Origin of the sequence: Bradyrhizobium oligotrophicum (assembly GCF_051168495.1) — a bacterium.
Taxonomy (GTDB): Bacteria; Pseudomonadota; Alphaproteobacteria; order Rhizobiales; family Xanthobacteraceae; genus Bradyrhizobium; species Bradyrhizobium oligotrophicum_A.
The window spans coordinates 157,505-174,484 of sequence record NZ_JBNPVB010000018.1 but is presented as its reverse complement, the minus strand read 5'-3'; the positions used below and the strand labels follow the sequence as shown (position 1 = coordinate 174,484).

The 16,980-nt window shown below is 65.5% G+C and carries 14 protein-coding genes; 7 read left to right on the top strand and 7 right to left on the bottom strand.

Annotated features, from left to right (window positions below; genetic code table 11):
- Positions 1 to 438: 438 nt before the first annotated feature.
- Positions 439 to 1,632 (bottom strand): acyltransferase family protein, encoded by a 1,194-nt coding sequence (locus ACQR1B_RS28470; protein ID WP_434835566.1) that lies wholly within the window; start codon positions 1,630 to 1,632, stop codon positions 439 to 441.
- 195 nt (positions 1,633 to 1,827) lie between these two features.
- Here ACQR1B_RS28470 and ACQR1B_RS28465 point away from each other — a divergent pair, with 195 nt between their 5' ends.
- The 4 genes from ACQR1B_RS28465 to ACQR1B_RS28450 all read left to right on the top strand — a co-directional run bounded on the left by ACQR1B_RS28465 (position 1,828) and on the right by ACQR1B_RS28450 (position 4,532).
- Entirely contained in the window at positions 1,828 to 2,772 is a 945-nt protein-coding gene (locus ACQR1B_RS28465; protein WP_434835567.1) for a metallophosphoesterase family protein, read from the top strand.
- 14 nt (positions 2,773 to 2,786) lie between these two features.
- On the top strand, positions 2,787 to 3,104 hold the full coding sequence (locus ACQR1B_RS28460; protein WP_434835568.1) for a cupredoxin domain-containing protein: 318 nt from the start codon (positions 2,787 to 2,789) through the stop codon (positions 3,102 to 3,104).
- Between the two features lie 94 nt (positions 3,105 to 3,198).
- On the top strand, positions 3,199 to 3,753 hold the full coding sequence (locus ACQR1B_RS28455; RefSeq protein WP_434835569.1) for a sigma-70 family RNA polymerase sigma factor: 555 nt from the start codon (positions 3,199 to 3,201) through the stop codon (positions 3,751 to 3,753).
- A complete protein-coding gene (locus ACQR1B_RS28450) occupies positions 3,750 to 4,532 on the top strand; it encodes an anti-sigma factor family protein (protein ID WP_434835570.1) in 783 nt (260 codons plus the stop codon). The genes ACQR1B_RS28455 and ACQR1B_RS28450 overlap by 4 nt, the downstream gene beginning before the upstream one ends.
- A 360-nt stretch (positions 4,533 to 4,892) precedes the next feature.
- Here ACQR1B_RS28450 and hpnO read toward each other — a convergent pair whose 3' ends face one another.
- Complete coding sequence (hpnO, locus tag ACQR1B_RS28445; protein ID WP_434835571.1) at positions 4,893 to 6,284, bottom strand: aminobacteriohopanetriol synthase HpnO; 1,392 nt, start codon at positions 6,282 to 6,284, stop codon at positions 4,893 to 4,895.
- A 125-nt stretch (positions 6,285 to 6,409) separates the two neighbouring features.
- Between hpnO and ACQR1B_RS28440 the strand changes: the two genes are divergently transcribed.
- Entirely contained in the window at positions 6,410 to 7,012 is a 603-nt protein-coding gene (locus ACQR1B_RS28440) for a DUF2147 domain-containing protein (RefSeq protein ID WP_434835572.1), read from the top strand.
- A 78-nt stretch (positions 7,013 to 7,090) separates the two neighbouring features.
- Here ACQR1B_RS28440 and ACQR1B_RS28435 read toward each other — a convergent pair whose 3' ends face one another.
- Positions 7,091 to 9,679, bottom strand: a complete 2,589-nt coding sequence (locus ACQR1B_RS28435; protein ID WP_434835573.1) for an MMPL family transporter — start codon at positions 9,677 to 9,679, stop codon at positions 7,091 to 7,093.
- A 481-nt stretch (positions 9,680 to 10,160) separates the two neighbouring features.
- Between ACQR1B_RS28435 and ispH the strand changes: the two genes are divergently transcribed.
- Positions 10,161 to 11,087 carry a 4-hydroxy-3-methylbut-2-enyl diphosphate reductase gene (gene ispH / locus ACQR1B_RS28430; protein WP_434835703.1) on the top strand — a complete coding sequence of 309 codons (927 nt, stop codon included), beginning with the start codon at positions 10,161 to 10,163 and terminating at the stop codon, positions 11,085 to 11,087.
- A 34-nt stretch (positions 11,088 to 11,121) separates the two neighbouring features.
- Positions 11,122 to 12,270: an adenosyl-hopene transferase HpnH gene (gene hpnH / locus ACQR1B_RS28425; RefSeq protein WP_434835574.1), complete on the top strand. Its 1,149-nt coding sequence runs from the start codon at positions 11,122 to 11,124 to the stop codon at positions 12,268 to 12,270.
- Between the two features lie 415 nt (positions 12,271 to 12,685).
- On the opposite strand, the gene ACQR1B_RS28420 is transcribed toward hpnH, so the two are convergent.
- The 4 genes from ACQR1B_RS28420 to hpnC all read right to left on the bottom strand — a co-directional run bounded on the left by ACQR1B_RS28420 (position 12,686) and on the right by hpnC (position 16,764).
- Complete coding sequence (locus ACQR1B_RS28420; protein WP_434835575.1) at positions 12,686 to 13,450, bottom strand: phosphorylase; 765 nt, start codon at positions 13,448 to 13,450, stop codon at positions 12,686 to 12,688.
- 352 nt (positions 13,451 to 13,802) lie between these two features.
- On the bottom strand, positions 13,803 to 15,050 hold the full coding sequence (gene hpnE / locus ACQR1B_RS28415) for a hydroxysqualene dehydroxylase HpnE (RefSeq protein ID WP_434835576.1): 1,248 nt from the start codon (positions 15,048 to 15,050) through the stop codon (positions 13,803 to 13,805).
- Entirely contained in the window at positions 15,050 to 15,889 is an 840-nt protein-coding gene (hpnD, locus tag ACQR1B_RS28410) for a presqualene diphosphate synthase HpnD (RefSeq protein WP_434835577.1), read from the bottom strand. The genes hpnE and hpnD overlap by 1 nt, the downstream gene beginning before the upstream one ends.
- On the bottom strand, positions 15,886 to 16,764 hold the full coding sequence (hpnC, locus tag ACQR1B_RS28405; protein WP_434835578.1) for a squalene synthase HpnC: 879 nt from the start codon (positions 16,762 to 16,764) through the stop codon (positions 15,886 to 15,888). The genes hpnD and hpnC overlap by 4 nt, the downstream gene beginning before the upstream one ends.
- Positions 16,765 to 16,980 lie beyond the last annotated feature (216 nt).

Here is a 16,980-nt window from a genome sequence, read left to right as displayed (position 1 = left end):
ACCGCCCCTCGAAAAAACAACCCGACCTATCAAACGAGACTTGACTCACAAGACCCCATATGAGGGTGGGCAAAGCGACGCCGCAGGCGGCGCGTGCCCACCCTCTATCGGCATTCTCGCAAGCCCATGGTGGGCACGGCGCGGGAGAGCTCTGAGTAAGGCGGCCGACGTCACAGCCGCGCCTTTGCCCACCAAGCGGACTGTCCGATACAGCGCCCTCTCCCCTTGTGGGAGAGGGCATCTCCGGCCTATCGATGCGCGCGGTTGGGTGAGGGGTATCTCTCCGCGAGCGACTCTCGTCGAGGCATACCCCTCACCCAACCGAGCTCGCTGCACCGTCCTACATGCCCTCTCCCACAAGGGGAGAGGGCACATCAATTCGCACCGCGCTTGGTCCGATAGTGTCAGAGCTCCGCGGTGATGAGCTGGTGTAACGGATCAGATGATCCGCGCTACGATGGGGATTCGCCGCAACAGAGCGGCGGCCAGCCAGCTTACCAACAGTGTGCCAACCAGCACGATCGCGAACTTCACGGCAGCCGGCCATGCTGGATCAAACACCAGATATTGCAGCCACAGCAGCGGCAGGAAGTGCAGGAGATAGATTCCATAGGCCGAGGGCTGCATGCGGTCCATCAGAGTGAGAGGCGCTTTGGCCCAGCGCACGAAGAAGGTCGGCACGCCGAACGCCATTGAAGCACAGAAGCTCGCCACTGCCATGCCGTAGGCGGTCCGCCACCACAGCGGCGGAGAGTCGAAATCGGCGATCCAGTTGTGATGCGCGTAGGCCAGAAACAGGATCATGCCGTAGCAGGCATAGGACAGTCCGAACCACACGGGCCAGCGCTGCACCAGCGCGCCCTGCGCGGCGAACGGACCGGTCGTCAGCCCAGCCGCCCCCACCGCCACACCGGCGATGAAGAACACGGGATACAGCAGTGCGCGGCTCGCCTGCAGCGGCAGCGGGAAGTGACCAGGCATGAACCATACGCCGTCGCCGAACCAGAGATGCGGCGGCAGATAGGCGGCGTTGGCGATGAGCAGGAAGACCAGGAATCCGGCCAGCGGCCGGCGCTGCAACACCTCCGCCAAGCTGCCGAGCTTGCCAATGGCCCGCGGCGCCACGAGCCATACCAACACCGCGACGAGGTCGAAGATCAGCAGCACGCCGAGAAACCAGGCCGAGCCCGACGGCCACGGACCTTCGCTGATCATCCGCCGCCACACTGTCGTGAACTGATCCTCCGCGACGTAGTACCGATAATAGGCGATCGGCATGATGAAGAAGATCGAGACGATGTAGGGCACGCCGAGCCGCAATGCGCGGCGCCAGACATAATCGGATGCCCCGCGCCGCGCCAGGCTCGCCGGCACGAACAGGCCGGAGACGAAGAACATGCACGACATGAAGTAGCTGTCGTTGAACAGCGCGACGAGGTCGAAGCCGAGCCAGTGCATGCGGTCGCCGCCCTGGCCGAAATAGGTGTAGTTGATCGCGGAGTGATAGAGCACGACCGAGAGCGTGATGAAGGTCCGGGCGCGGTCGAGCGGGACGAGGCGCTCCGCGACGGCGGCGCTGGGTTGCAATGTCAATCGATCGTGCATCGACGTCGCGTCCGGTTGTCCGACCATTGGAGTTTGTCCAGGGAGGTATCATAACCACCAAACGGCGGCACGCTCCTGTCATGATGGAATGGATGGAATGCACGCGGCCGCGCCGGTCACGAAAGCGTCATCTCTCCGCATCCGACCGGGCGCCGGGAATAAACCCGGGGCTCTCGCGCTCTCCTCACCCGCAAGCCCGATGACGGGCAACGGGAGAGAGCGATGAGCCTTGGTGATCTCGACGAGACCGGCGTCAGCCGCCGCAAAGTGTTGGAATGCATGACGTGGGCCGGCACCGGCGTGCTGTGGACCCTCGCCGGCGGCGTGCCGCGCTCGCTCGGCCTGGTCGACGCGGCCCAGGCCGCCGAACAGCCGGCCAGCGGCCTGACCTTCCTGCAGGTCAGCGACAGCCATGTCGGCTTCGACAAGCCGGCCAACCCCAACGCGCTTCGTACGCTGGAGGAGGCCGTCAACCGGATCAAGGCGATGCCGGTGAAGCCCGCCTTCATGATCCATACCGGCGACATCTCGCATCTGTCGAAGGCGGCCGAGTTCGACGATGCCGACCGCATCATCTCCCAGTCGCGGCTCGACGTGCACTACGTGCCGGGCGAGCATGATTTCCTCGACGAGGAGGTCAAGCTCTACAAGGAGCGCTACGGCAAGGGGACGCGAGGCGCCGGCTGGTATTCGTTCGACGCCAATGGCGTGCATTTCATCGGCCTCGTCAACGTGATCGACCTCAAGGCCGGCGGGCTCGGCAATCTCGGCGCCGAGCAGCTTGCCTGGCTCGAGCAGGACCTGAAGGGACGCTCGGCATCGACACCGATCGTCGTGTTCGCGCACATCCCGCTATGGACGGTCTATCCGCAATGGGGCTGGGGCACCGAGGACGGCGGCCGCGCGCTCGACGCGCTCAAGGGCTTCGGCTCGGTGACGGTGTTGAACGGCCACATCCATCAGGTGATGCAGAAGGTCGAAGGCAACGTCACCTTCCACACCGCCCGCTCGACGGCGTTCCCGCAGCCCGCACCGGGCACGGCGCCCTCCCCCGGCCCGATGAAGGTCGAGGACGCCAGGCTGCGCAGCCTGCTCGGCATCGCCAGCATCGACTTCAAGGTCGGTGACGAACGGCTCGCGATCATTGATACCCCGCTTGCGGGTTGAGGGTGGGAAACGCGATGATGCCGTCCGTTCTCCGCGGGGCCTGCCTGGCCGCCGTGCTGCTTCTCGGCGCCACGCCGCTGCGCGCCGAAACCATCAACGTCACGATCGACAATTTCACCTTCACCCCGGCGCAAGTGACGGTGAAGGTCGGCGACACCGTGACCTGGACCAATCATGACGACATCCCGCACACGGTGGTGTCGGCGGGCAAATACCGGTCCAAGACGCTCGACACCGACGACAGCTTCTCGTTCACCTTTGCGGCGCGCGGCGACTACACATATTTCTGCTCGCTGCATCCGCACATGACGGGGCTGGTCAAGGTTGAGTAGTCTCGCGAACCAGGGCATGAGCCTCGTCACATGGCCCGGCCGGCGACAAGCCGCCGGTCGGGCCGGACCTCGAACCGGGCCGGAGACCACGCCGGTGACAACGACGCGTGACGACCCCGACAGGGCGCGGCGCTTCCGCGAGGCGGCGCTGCCGCATCTCGACGACGTCTACACGCTCGCCCGCTATTTGCTGCGCAACCCAGCAGATGCCGAGGATGCGGTGCAGGAGTGTTTCCTGCGTGCGCTGAAGCATTTCGACACCTATCGGGGACCGGCGATGAAGCCCTGGCTGTTCGCGATCCTGCGCAATGTCTGCCACGCCGAATTCGCCCGCCGTGCCGGCGCGCCGGTGAAGGCGCTCGACGATACGCCGGAGGCCGCCGAACAGCCGCCGCTGTGGCAGGAGAATGCGGAGACGCCGGAAGGCGCCGTGCTGCGCGAGCGCGACGCCTCGGCGATCCGGCGGATGATCGACGCCCTGGCCGAGCCGTTCCGGGAGACCTTCGTGCTGCGCGAGATCAACAACCTGTCCTATCGCGACATCGCGGACGCCGCCGGCGTGCCGGTCGGCACCGTGATGTCACGCCTCGCCCGCGCCCGCGCGATGCTGCGCGCCGCCTGGCTCGCGCAGGAGGAGCCACAGCCATGACCTGCGACGAAGCCGAGATCCTGATCCACGCGCTGGCCGACGGCGAGCTCGATGCCGGGCATGCGCGCGAGGTCGAGGCGCATGTGGCCGGCTGCGCACGCTGCGCGTCGGAGCTGGCTGCCATCAGGCAGATGCGACAGGTGCTGGCCGGCGCCGACCTCACCTACAAGGCGCCCTCCGCCCTGCGGCAGCGCATCGAAGCCGCGTTGCCGGCGGTGCAACCGCCTGTCGTGACGCCGCTCACCGCGCGGCCGAGCCGCCGCTCGCTGCTGAAGGGGTTTGCGATGGGCTCGGCGGTGTCGGCGCTGGCCGCCACCGGTCTCGTCGCCATCGTGCTGCGCAACGACGACCAGCAGCGGATCGAGGCCGAGATCGTCTCGGCGCATCTGCGCTCGCTGCAGGCCGGCCATTTGACCGACGTGATCTCGACCGATCAGCACACCGTCAAACCCTGGTTCAACGGCCGGCTCGACGTTGCGCCACCGGTGATCGACCTGACGGCGCAAGGCTTCACCCTGATCGGCGGCCGGCTCGATTATGTCGATGCGCGCGCGATCGGCGCCGTGGTCTATCGCCGCCGTCAGCACGTCATCAATCTGTTCGTGGCGCAGACGTCGGGCACCGAGCGGCGCACGGCGCGGATGGACACCATCCAGGGCTTCAACATCCGCAGCTGGCGCGACCGCGGCCTGAACTATTGGGCGGTGAGCGACATCAATGCGGACGAGCTCAACGAGTTCGGCGAAAGGTTCGAGACTGCGATGAGTGGGGGCAATTGAGGCGAGCTTTCGGGAGCCTCCGTCAACGGTACGCAAATATTGGAGATGAATGGCGAAGCCAGTGAATGCGCCCTCGCCCCTTGTGGGAGAGGGCAAGTAGGAAAGAGCCGCAAACTCGGTTGGGTGAGGGGTATCTCTCCGCAAGCGTCGTTTGCCGAGAGATACCCCTCACCCAACCGAGCAAATGGATGGTTCGGCGATGCCCTCTCCCACAAGGGGGCCCACAAGGGGAGAGGGCGCTGTATCGCACGGCACGAACTCAATTGTTTCGTAGGAAGCGAAGCGTGCTACCGAACTGCAGCGAGAAACTGGGACGATGGGCACGCGCCGCCTGCGGGCGTCGCTTTGCCCACCCGAATGTCACGCCGATTTGCGGATGGCGTTGTCGACCAGGGTCTTGCCGAGCGACCAGATCGCGCCGGGCACCTTGTGGCTCTGGGCGATCACGTCGTCGAAGGCGCGCTCGATCCAGGCGCAATCCTCTTCCGTGATCGTCAGCGGCGGCAGCAGCTTGATCGTGTGCAGGCCGTGGCCGGCGACCTGGGTCAGAATCTTGTGATCCTTGAACAAGGGCACCGTGATGAGCTGGCAGAACAGGCCCTTGTTGGCGCTCTCCAGCATGGTCCATGACGCCTTGAGTCGCAGCGATTTCGGCGGACCGAATTCGACGCCGATCATCAGGCCCTTGCCGCGCACTTCCTTCAGCAGCTCGTAGCCGGGCACCATCCGCGTCAGTGCCAGCCGCAGCTCGGCGCCGCGCTTGGCGGCGGCCTCGACCAGCTTCTCCGCCTTCATCACCTCGAGGGTTGCGATACCAGCGGCCATCGCGAGATCGTTCTTGGCGAAGGTCGAACCATGCACGACCGCGCGATCCATGCGGTTGAAGATCTTGTCGAAGATCGCCTTGCGCGTCAGCAGCGCGCCGACCGGAACATGACCGCCCGACAGCGCTTTCGACAGCAGCACCATGTCAGGCTCGACGTTCCAGTGTTCCACAGCAAGGAACCGTCCGGTGCGGCCCATGCCGGTCTGGATTTCGTCGGCGATGAAGATCGAGCCGTACTTCTTGCACAGCGCGGCGGCGCCGGGCAGGAATTCATCGGAGGGCATGTTGACGCCCTTGCCCTGGATCGGCTCGACGATGAACGCCGCGATCTCGCGCGACGACAGCGCCTGCTCGAGCGCTGCGAGATCATTGAACGGAACCGCGGTGCAGCCCGGCAGCAGCGGCTCGAAGCCGTTGCGGAAGTTCGAATCCTCGGTGAGCGACAGCGCGCCGTAGGTCAGGCCGTGATAAGAGTGCCCGCAATAAACGATGCCCGGCCGTCCGGTCGCGCCCCGCGCGAATTTGATCGCGGCCTCCACCGTCTCGGCACCGGAATTCGCGAAGAACACCTTGTCCAGGTATGGGACATGTTCCAGCAACCGCTCGGCAAGGACGCCCGCGAGCGTCGACACATCGAGCTGGACGAGATTCGGCAGGTCGCTGTCGAGAACGCTCTTCAGCGCGTCACGGAGGGTCGGATGATTGCGGCCGATTGCAAAGACACCAAAACCGCTGAGCAGGTCGAGGTAACGGGCCCCGTCTCGATCGTAGAGATATTGCCCTTGCCCCTTCTGGAACCCGACATCATATCCAATCGTTTTGAGAACGCGGACCAGCTGCTCGTTCAGATGCCGAGAGTGCATCGTGCTGCGCTGCGCCTGGCGCTCCACAAACATCTCGGAAACGTCTAGATTGGGTTTTAGCATCGGCTACATACTTCGGTTGATGGACGTGACGTCAACTGAAAACGCGCAATGCGGCGTTTTGCCCTCATTCGCACCATCAAAGCAAGCACGGGTTTCTGCCAATGTTGCATCGCCTTAGATCTCTCATGTCGACAACGATAGCATACTCCGGAGTGGTGTTCGCAGCAGGAATTTCTTCTGCGCTCGCGGCCGACCCCACCGGTGACTGGCGAGTGGCCGACGGGGTCGCCAATATCCGAGTCGCCCAATGCAATGGCAGCATGTGGGGCGTGGTGGCCTGGGAGAAGACCCCGGGCGGTCGCGACAGCAACAATCCCGATCCGGCCCGGCAGAGCCGGCCGACGCTCGGCATGCCGATCCTGATCGACATGAAGAAGAAGCCCGGCGCCGAGGCGTGGGAAGGCCAAGTCTACAACGCCAAGGACGGCCAGCTCTACAGCTCGACGATCACGCCAACCGATGCGGATCACCTGGAAATCAAGGGCTGCGTGCTCGGCTTCCTATGCGGCGGCGAGACCTGGACGCGGGTCGGTCCGCCGATCCCGTCGAGCCCGGTGAACAGCATGGCCAAAGGTACGCAGAAACCAATCGCGCCCGCCCCTGCTCCGGCGCCCAAGACCGCGGCAGCTCCCGGCAGCGGTGCGACGGCCATGGTCAAGCCGGCTGCGAAGCCCGCGGATCAGGTCGGCGACATCTGCCTGCTACCCGAGGTGGCGCGCCCTCGCTGAACCCCATCCATCGAGGAGCAAACAAAAAAGCGGCCGAGAGATCGGCCGCTTCTTCGATTCTGGCTCTTCCCTCTGGTCCTATTCGTGGACCTCGCGGGGCTTGCCCATCAGCGCCGGCTGGAACAGCAGCACCGCCGCGAGCGTCGTGACCAGCGACAGCGCCAGCAGCTTGCCCATGCTGGACGTGCCGGGATGGCTCGACAGCCACAGGCTGCCGAACGCCGTCGCCGTGGTCAGCGCACTGAAGAAGATCGCCCGGGTCAGGCTGGTCTGCAGCAGATTGGTGCGGCCGCCGCGCCATGCCACCACGTAGTAGATCTTGAACGCCACGCCGATCCCGAGCAGCAACGGCAGCGCGACGATGTTGGCGAAGTTCAGCGGCAGCTTGATCAGGACGCAGATCTCGAGCGTGACCGCCCCGGCAACCAGGAGCGGCACCAGCGTCATCAACACGTCGGAGAACCGGCGCAGCGTGACCCACAGCAGCAGGCTGATGACGACGAGCGAGTAGATGCCGGCGTGGATGAACGCCTTCACGATCGTGTCACCGGACTTCAGGATCGACACCGGGCCGCCGATCGCGTTGGGCTCGGCCGTCAGCACGGCATTGGCGAACCGTCTGAGATTGTCGTTGTCGTTGGGATCGCCCTTGGGTTGCGCCTCGACGCGAATCAGGCCGTCCTTGCTCTTCCACTGCGACACCAGCTCCGGCGGCAAATTGGCCAGGGTGACCGGCTGCGCCTGCAGGGTGGCGGCGAGCTGCGCCAGCGTGATCTTCCACGGCTCGACGAACACCGCCTGGGCCTTGTTGCGAACCGCCTCGCTCGCGCCGGCGAGCTTGGCGAGCGCATCGGCGAGACGCCGCGACGCCACCGCGCCGGGACCGTTGCCGTCACCCGCGGTGCGCCGGAGATTGTCGACGGTCGAGTTCAGCGCGTCGATGTTTTCCTTGTCGGTCGGTGCCGCATCGATCTGATCCGGATTGAGCGCAGGCCCGAGCACCTTCGCGCCCTGGGCTATCAGCTTCAGCTTGGCCGGCTGGTCCTCGGGCACGAAGCTGTCGAGCGACATCACGCGCGCGACCTCGGGCAGCTTCTCGAGCTTGGCCTCGATCGCCTTGGCCTCGGTCTCCGAGCGCGTCAGCACGTCGATCGCGTTGGCACCGGTGTTCGGATCCTTTCGCAGGTCGAGATAGGTCGCGATCGATTCGGCGTGCGGGTTGCGCAGGTTCATCGGGTTGAAGTCGAACTTCATGTAATAGAGCAGCGGCAGGCCGGCGATGACCAGGCCGAGCGTGCCGATGATGATCGGCACGCGGTGCTTCTCCAGGAAGTGATCGACCGGCGCCAGGAAAGCGTAGCCGACCGGCTCCTTCTCGCCGGGCGGATTGAAGATCTTCAACAGCGCCGGCAGCACGGTGATCGACGACAGGAAGGCGATCATCATGCCGGCCCCGGCGATGGCGCCGAGTTCGGAAATGCCCTTGTAGTCGGTCGGCAGGAAGCACAGGAAACCGGCAGCCGTTGCCATCGCGGCGAGCGACAGCGGCACCGCCGAGCGCTGCGCGGCCTCCGCGAGCGCCTCCGGCAAATTGTCGTTCTTGAACCGCTCGGAGCGGTAGCGGACGCTGAACTGGATGCCGAAATCGACGCCGAGGCCGATGAACAGCACGGCGAACGCGACCGACAAGAGGTTCAGCGATCCGACCATCATCAGGCCGACGGCGGTGGTGATGGCAAGGCCGATGAAGAGATTGATGAACACGGCCGTGATGATCTTGGCCGAGTGCAGCGCCAGCCACAGGATGATCAGCACGACGACCACGGTGCCGATGCCGTTGACGACGGCGCCCTCCTGCACGGTGGCGTATTCCTCGTTGGCGATCGGCACTGGTCCGGTCAGGCGGACCCGGGCGTGAAAACGGTTCGGGAAATCGAGCTCGGCAGCGGCCTGGCGGATCGCATCGGTCGCGCCCTTGCCCGGCTCCAGTGCCTGATAGTCGAGGATCGGCTTGAACTGGATGAAGGCGCGCTTGTCGCTGTCGTCGAGCGGCTTGTCGCTGATCAGCTGGCGCCAGGAGAAGGTCGCGTCGCCCTTGTCGAGCACGGTCTCGATTGTCTGCGACACGTAGTCGAACGGCCGCGCCGTGCTGTCGAGCTGGACCTGGCCGCGTTTGACGCCGGCAAGGCCGGTCTCCAGCGCACCGGTCAGGCCGCGGATCGAGGGGTCGCCGGCCATGATCTCGATCAGCGGGGCGGCAGCGGTGAACTGGCCGGTGAGCTGCTTCACTTCCTCGGTCGGCAGGAACAGCAAACCATTCTTGGCAAAGAACTCGCCGCCGCCGAGCAGCTCGACCGAGGAGAAGTTCTGGGTGTCGCCCTTGAGCTTGTTGGTGAGCGCCTCGGCCGCCACGCCGGTCAGCTCCGGCGTCGCCGCCTCTACCACGCCAAGGATCATGCGGTCGCGATCAAAGGCCTGCTCATATTGCTGGTCGCGCTTGCGCCAGTCGAGTTCGGGCGAGATCAGCTTGTTGATGTCGGTATTGATGGAGAAATGGCGGGCCGTGTAGACGCCCGCGCCCACCGACAGGAGGAGGCCCGCAATCAGCGTCGGCCACGCGAACCGCGTGCAGGCCTTGACGGTGGAGACGACAAACCTTGTCAGCACTTCGTGACTTTCTCATGTTTAAAGAGCTGGGCGGAAACGTCCGCTTCATGGCGGAGTTCCCTGGCCCAGCGCCAAGCTCGGAGCAAGCCCTAGCCGGGTGTTGGCCCCAACCTTGGAGACGGGGACGGTCCCTGAACGGCGGATCAGGTCTAACGATGCGCGGAACCGTCGGCGCGGCTGATATAGTGACTGTTCTCGGCGGTAAAGTGACGAACGAGTGAGAGCATAAGTTACTCAATTAACTGAGTTAATCTATAAGTATTAAATTACCTATGTCGACCCCCGCGCTGTGTGCCGCCGGTCACATGCGACCGACTTGCAGACTGTCTTTCCTATCCGCTCGATTTTTGACACAAAGCCCTGCGCTTCCATGCGTATCAGCGGGCAAAGTGAGGCATTCGCCTGGTGCGGATATTGCAGCCTCATCGCACGCACGGAGGTGGCAGGTCGAAAGTGAGGCAACGTGGCTGACGGACGTCCCCTGCAGGTGTATCTCGCGCAACCGCGCGGTTTTTGTGCTGGTGTGGTGCGTGCGATCGAGATCGTCGAGCGCGCGCTGGAGAAGTATGGGCCGCCGGTCTATGTGCGTCATGAGATCGTGCACAACAAACATGTGGTCGAGAGCCTGAAGGCGAAGGGCGCGATCTTCGTCGAGGACCTCTCGGAGGTGCCGCCGCGCGCCGTCACCGTGTTCAGCGCCCACGGCGTGGCGCGAATGGTGGAAGAGGAGGCGGCCGCCCGCGGCCTGCCGGTGCTCAACGCCACCTGCCCGCTGGTGACCAAGGTCCACAACCAGGGCAAGCGCTACATGGCCAAGGGCCGCACCCTGGTGCTGATCGGCCATGCCGGCCATCCGGAGGTCGAGGGAACCATGGGCCAGGTTCCCGGCCCGGTCCACCTGGTGCAGAACGTGGCCGATGTGGCGGCCCTACCCCTGCCCTTGGACACGCCGATGGCCTATATTACCCAGACCACGCTCAGCGTGGACGACACCAAGGACATCATCTCCGCCCTTCAGGCCCGCTTTACAGACCTTCAAGGCCCCGATATCCGGGATATCTGCTATGCGACACAGAACCGGCAATCTGCGGTAAGGGACTTGAGCAAGCTGGTGGACGTCATTCTGGTGGTGGGCGCCACCAACAGCTCCAACTCGAACAGGCTGCGCGAGATCGGCACCGAGGCCGGGGTCGACAGCTATCTGATCGCAGATGGCAGCGAGCTCGATCCGGTCTGGCTGAAGGACGCCAAGGCCGTCGGCATCACCGCCGGCGCCTCGGCTCCCGAAGTGCTCGTCGACGACGTGATACAGGCCCTGCGGCGCATCGGACCGGTCGAGGTCGCGGTGGTCCCGGGCCGGGAAGAAAACATCGAATTTCGCCTGCCGGCCGAACTGGTCGCGGGTTGATCGCTCCTCGTTTGGTCCAGAAAGAAGAAACGTAATGGCAATCCCCTTCCATAAGGAACTGCGTATCGGGGCCTATCTGATGAAGCAGAAGCTTCTCGGCCGCAAACGCTATCCCCTCGTGCTGATGCTGGAGCCGCTGTTCCGCTGCAACCTGGCCTGCGCCGGCTGCGGCAAAATCGACTATCCCGATGCGATCCTCAACCGCCGCATGAGCGCGCAGGAGTGCTGGGACGCCGCCGACGAATGCGGGGCGCCGATGGTCGCGATTCCCGGCGGCGAGCCGCTGATCCACAAGGAGATCGGCGAGATCGTACGCGGCCTGGTCGCGCGCAAGAAGTTCGTCTCGCTCTGCACCAACGCGCTGCTGCTCGAGAAGAAGCTCGACCTGTTCGAGCCCTCGCCCTACCTGTTCTTCTCAGTGCATCTCGACGGCCTGCGCGAGCATCACGACAAGGCGGTGTCGCAGAAGGGCGTGTTCGACCGCGCCGTCTCCGCGATCAAGGCCGCCAAGGCGCGCGGCTTCACCGTCAACGTCAACGCCACCGTGTTCGACGGCCACCCGGCCGAGGAGATCGCCAAGTTCCTGGACTTCACCACCGAGCTCGGCGTCGGCGTCACCATGTCGCCCGGCTATGCCTATGAGCGCGCGCCGGACCAGGAGCACTTCCTGAACCGCACCAAGACCAAGCAGCTGTTCCGCGACGTGTTTGCGCTCGGCAAGGGCAAGAAGTGGAATTTCATGCATTCCGGCCTGTTCCTCGACTTCCTGGCCGGCAACCAGGAATTCGAGTGCACACCCTGGGGCATGCCAGCCCGTAACATCTTCGGCTGGCAGAAGCCCTGCTACCTGCTCGGTGAAGGCTACACCAAGACCTTCAAGGAGCTGATGGAGACCACCGACTGGGACACCTACGGCACCGGCAAGTACGAGAAGTGCGCCGACTGCATGGCGCATTGCGGCTACGAAGCCACCGCGGCCAACGCGGCGCTGACCAACCCGATCAAGGCGATGTTCGTGTCGCTGCGCGGCATCCGCACCGAGGGTCCGATGGCCCCGGAGATCGACCTCTCCAAGCAGCGCCCGGCGCAGTACGTGTTCTCGTCCGAGGTGCAGAAGCGCCTGTCCGACATCCGCCGCGACGAGGCGATCGAGGCGCAGCAGAAGGCCTCCACCGCAGCCTGAGGCGCTATCACCAAACAGCAAAAAGGCCGCCGAGCAATCGGCGGCCGTTTTTGTTGGGGCTGATGCGCACCTCTACTTCTCCGCAAAGAAGCTCAGTGTTGCGTGGATCGCTGTTAGTCGGATGCGAGATCGAGCTACGCGAGCGGTGCGCTCCCTCTCCCCGTCCTTCACGGGGAGAGGGCTGGGGTGAGGGGCAGCCACACCCACCGACCGTGCGGAAAGTCCCCCTCACCCGGATCGCATCTGACGATGCGATCCGACCTCTCCCCGCAAGCGGGGCGAGGTTGGGACGGAGCAAGCCGCGACGGACGCGTGTTCTGTTGACTGCAATTGATGGTCGGCCGACGTATACGCTCCGGATCAACCGAAAGGCACGAGCTCACGTCGAGCGTGACATCATCCGAAACGCGGCCGCTCACGCCTCGGCGGCGGCGAGCGTTTCGGTTTCGAGGAAGTGCTCGGCGGCAAACAGGCCGCTCAGCAGCAGGTCGCGGGCGCCGCGCAGCGAGCGCAAAGCGCGGTTGAACTCGATGCCGGTCGACACCAGGCCGCGCAGCACGGCCGGGTTGCGGGCGACGCCGCGCAGGATCATCGGCAGGTCGATGTCGCCGTTCGGCTTGATCGCGTCCTTGGCGAGCGACGGCAGCGTGCGATGGGCCGGATCGGAGATCACCCGCAGCGCTGCAAATGGAAGGCCGTATTCGGCGGCATAGGCGGCAGCGATATGGCTTTCCATGTCGACCGCGGCCGCACCGGTCTTCAGGCGCAGCGCGGCCTTGCGGGCCTGCGCCACCACAACCTCTTCGGCCCCTGCGAGCACGCCGCGCACGACGCGGTTCTTCTTCAGGGCGGCGCGGGCGATGTGTTCCTCGCGCAGCGACAGGCCGGACAGCCAGCGGGCGTCACCGGCGGTCACCTCGGTGGCGACGACGACGTCGCCCGCCTTGAGGCTCGGATCGAGGCCGCCGGCCACGCCGAAGCTGATGACGCCGCGGATCGAGGTCGGATCGAACACCGTGAGCAGCGAGCGCAATTGCTTGGGATCGCTCGAGCTGCAGATGACCATCATGCCGGGCCCGGCAGCAATGCGGGCCTCCTGCACCAGTCCAGTCACGACCAAGACCGGCCGCGGATCAATCGGGCGATCCGCGGACATGCCGTCCCCAATCCCCAGCTTCACAATTCGAACCCCTGACAGCCGTCCGACGTCACGTCGTCTCTTAGTTCCAAGCCTCTAGTTCCAAGCCTCGACCGCGGCAGCGCCAGAGCGGAAAGGCCTTAACAAACCGAGGATTACGCAGAAAAAATCCGCGAGGAAACCCTGTTTGCGCCGCACTGCACCCGCACGCGATGCGTTTTTTGCCTGGTGTTGCCATTTGGTCCCGTTGCCCTGTTCGAACCGGAACAGGACCGCACCAGCTCCGCCGGACGTGGAACTCGAAGCAAGAACCACGCCACGAAAATGTGAGAATCACATCGCGGGCCACAGTCCCCAGGCGCCCCGATTCGACAGCGGCTACCCGCTGGTCCGGTCAGCCTCGCCCGAGCAGCAGGTCCGCGGCCCGGTCGCCGGAGCGCACGGAGCCCTCGATCGTCGCAGGCAGGCCGGTGTCGGTCCAGTCACCGGCCAGAGCGAGGTTGCCGAACGCCGTCTTCGCACCCGGGCGCAGCGCGTTCTGCTCCGGCGTCGCCTCGAAGGTGGCGCGGCGCTCGCGCACGATCTGCCACGGCGGCAGCTCGGCCGAGATCCCGGCGGCCTTGCAGACGTCGGCCCAGATCGCGGCGGCCAATTCCTCGCGCGGCATGTCGACCAGGCGGTCGCCATTGCTGATCGTGACCGAGAGCCGCTGCGGGAAGGCAAACAGCCATTCGACGAGGCCGCCGACCACACCGAGCAGGGCCGGCGCATCCTTCGGCGGCGTGATGCGGAAATGGGCATTGACGATGGCGCGATACTTGGTCGGCCCGGTCAGGCCGGGCAGCAGCGCCATCGCGGGCCGCGGCGCCACCGCCAGCACGACGACGTCGGACGGCCCGAGCGCGACGGTCTCGTCGCCGAACTTCAGGCCGGTGACGCGGCCGCCGGCCTGATCGAGGCCACGCAGCTCGCGGCCGATCCGCACGCTGCCGCCCTTGCCTTCCAGGAACTTGACGGCCGGATCGATCAGCACGCCCGACAGGCCATCGCGCGCGATCAGCGGACGGCAGGCCTGGCCACCGGCGAGCAGCGTCTCGCGCACGATGGCGCCGGCGAGGCCCGCCGAGCCCTCCGGGGGATCGCAGTTCAGCGCCGCCAGCAGCAGCGGCTGCACCAGGCGATCATACAGCGTCCCCTTGCAGGGAATCGTGTCGCCGATGGTCTTCGACGTAGCGGCCCAGATCAGCGGCGACAGCGCGAGGTAGTCGCCGAGCCCAGTATCGGGCACGCGGCGGCTCTCGTCGAACACCCACAGCGGCAGCCGGCCATTGCCGAGATCGAGCAGCCAGCGCTGCCCGCTCCGGATGTCGACGAAGGCGAACTGGGCCCTGTCCGGCCCGACCAGCCCGGCCTCGGAGCCGATCGAGCGGGCATAGGCCAGCACGTGGTGGTTGGCCGAGAGCAGCAGATGATTGCCGTTGTCGATCACGAGATCGGTCGCGGCGTCATAGTAGGAGCGGCAGCGGCCGCCGAGCTGCTGCGTGGCCTCGTGGACGTGCACGGTGTAGCCCGCATTGGCGAGCCGCACTCCGGCGGAGAGGCCGGAGATTCCGGCGCCGATGATGTGAGCGGTTTTCTGCATCAGATGATTGCGTAGCGGAGAATGATGCCGAACTTCGTGAGCTTGCTCACGCGCACGGGCTCGCGCGGCGGCGCGAAGCCACGCTCGAGCAGCAGGTCGAACACGGCGCGGTAGTATTTCGACATGATCCGCGGCGCCCGCACGGCGCGCCGACGGTTGCGCCGCATGATCTCGTCGGCCTTCTCGAAATGCGTCCTGGCCCGGACGGCAACCGAGTTGCAGACCTTGGGCAGCGCCCGCTCCTGCATCACCTTGGCCGGATCGTCGCCGGTGATGCCGGCGAACAGCAGCGCCTCGCGCGGCAGATAGAGCCGGCCGATGCCGGCGTCCTCGTCGATGTCGCGCAGGATGTTGGTGAGCTGCAGCGCGCGGCCGAGATGGTGGGCGAGCAGGATGCCATCCTCCTCGGGCATGCCGAAGACGCGCACGGAGAGACGGCCGACGGCGCTGGCGACCCGGTCGCAATACAGGTCGAGCGTGGCGAGATCCGGCGCACGGATCTCCTGCGGCACGTCCATCTCCATGCCGTCGATGATGGCGAGGAAGTCCTCCCGCTTCAGACCGAACGTCTTCACCGAGCTGACGTAGTCGCGCAGCCGCGGCGGCGGGTTGCCCTGGTACAACGCGTCGATGTCGTCGCGCCATGCCTGCAGCGCCGCCAGCCGCTCGGGGCGCGGGCCGTCGGAATCGGCGATGTCGTCGACCTCGCGGCAGAAGCTGTAGATCTGGAACATCGCGTCGCGCTGGGCGCGCGGCAGGATGCGCATGGCCGCGTAGAACGAGCTGCCGGACGCAGCCGTGCCGTGGTCGACGTTGTCCGCGGTCGCTTCCAGGCTCATGCGCCGGCCGCCGATTTGGTGATGGGATGACGCCCGGCCACGCGGCGGCCGATCTCGCCCATGACCGACGTGAAGGTGAGGCCGAGCATGCCGATGGGCGACAGATGCACGCGCTCGCTGAGCGGATCGCGCACCTTCAGCAACGCCACGATACGGTCGGCGAACGCCTGGATCACGGCGATCTCCAACCCGAAGCGAAAATCCCTGACGCCGCTGTTGAGGTCCCTGCCCTCCTCGAGCAGCGCGGCATTGCGCACCGCGAGATTCTGCAGACACGACAACAGCGGCGGCGGCGACGTCGCCTCGCCGAGCATCTCGACCGTCGCGCCGGCCTCGGCCAGCGCATCGCGCGGCAGATACACGCGGTTGAGCGCCTTGTAGTCCTTGCCGCAGTCCTGCAGGTGGTTGTTGATCTGCAGCCCGGCGCAGACCGCGTCCGACGCCGGCCAGGTCGCGGTGGACTCGCCGTGCACGTCGAGCATGAAGCGCCCGACCGGCATCGCCGAATAGCGGCAATAGTGAATGACCTCGTCCCAATTCTCGTAGCGCAGCTTGGTCACGTCCATGCGGAAGGCGACCAGCAGATCGAGCGCATGGCGCGGCGGCATGCCGCGCTCGGCGAGCGCCCGGCGCAGGCTGACCGCGACGTCCTGCGTCTCGCCCGTTCCGGTCAGCTCGGCCTCGAGCAGATCGAGCAGCCGCAGCTTCTCGTCACCCGGCAGGCTCGGATGATCCGCAATGTCGTCGGCAGTACGGACGAAATTGTAGAAGGCGAGAATCAGCGCCCGGTGCTCGGGACGAATGATCCACGAAGCCACCGGAAAGTTCTCGTCCCGGTGTGTCTTGCCGGATCGCAAATCGCTTGCGGTGGTCATGGACGAAACAGCTATCAGGGTTGAAAGGGCGCTACAGCAACGATGCCCGCCGCTTCGCTCATGCGAACGGAAATTGCTGGCCTCCATATAGGCGAAGATCCAGCCAAAACCAATGCAATCGATATCGGACAGCCAACGCAGCCGGCCGCCCGGTCCACTCCCCCTCGGGAGCCGACCGGGCGGCCAAACTGCAGAAACGACCGTTCCGAACGGCAA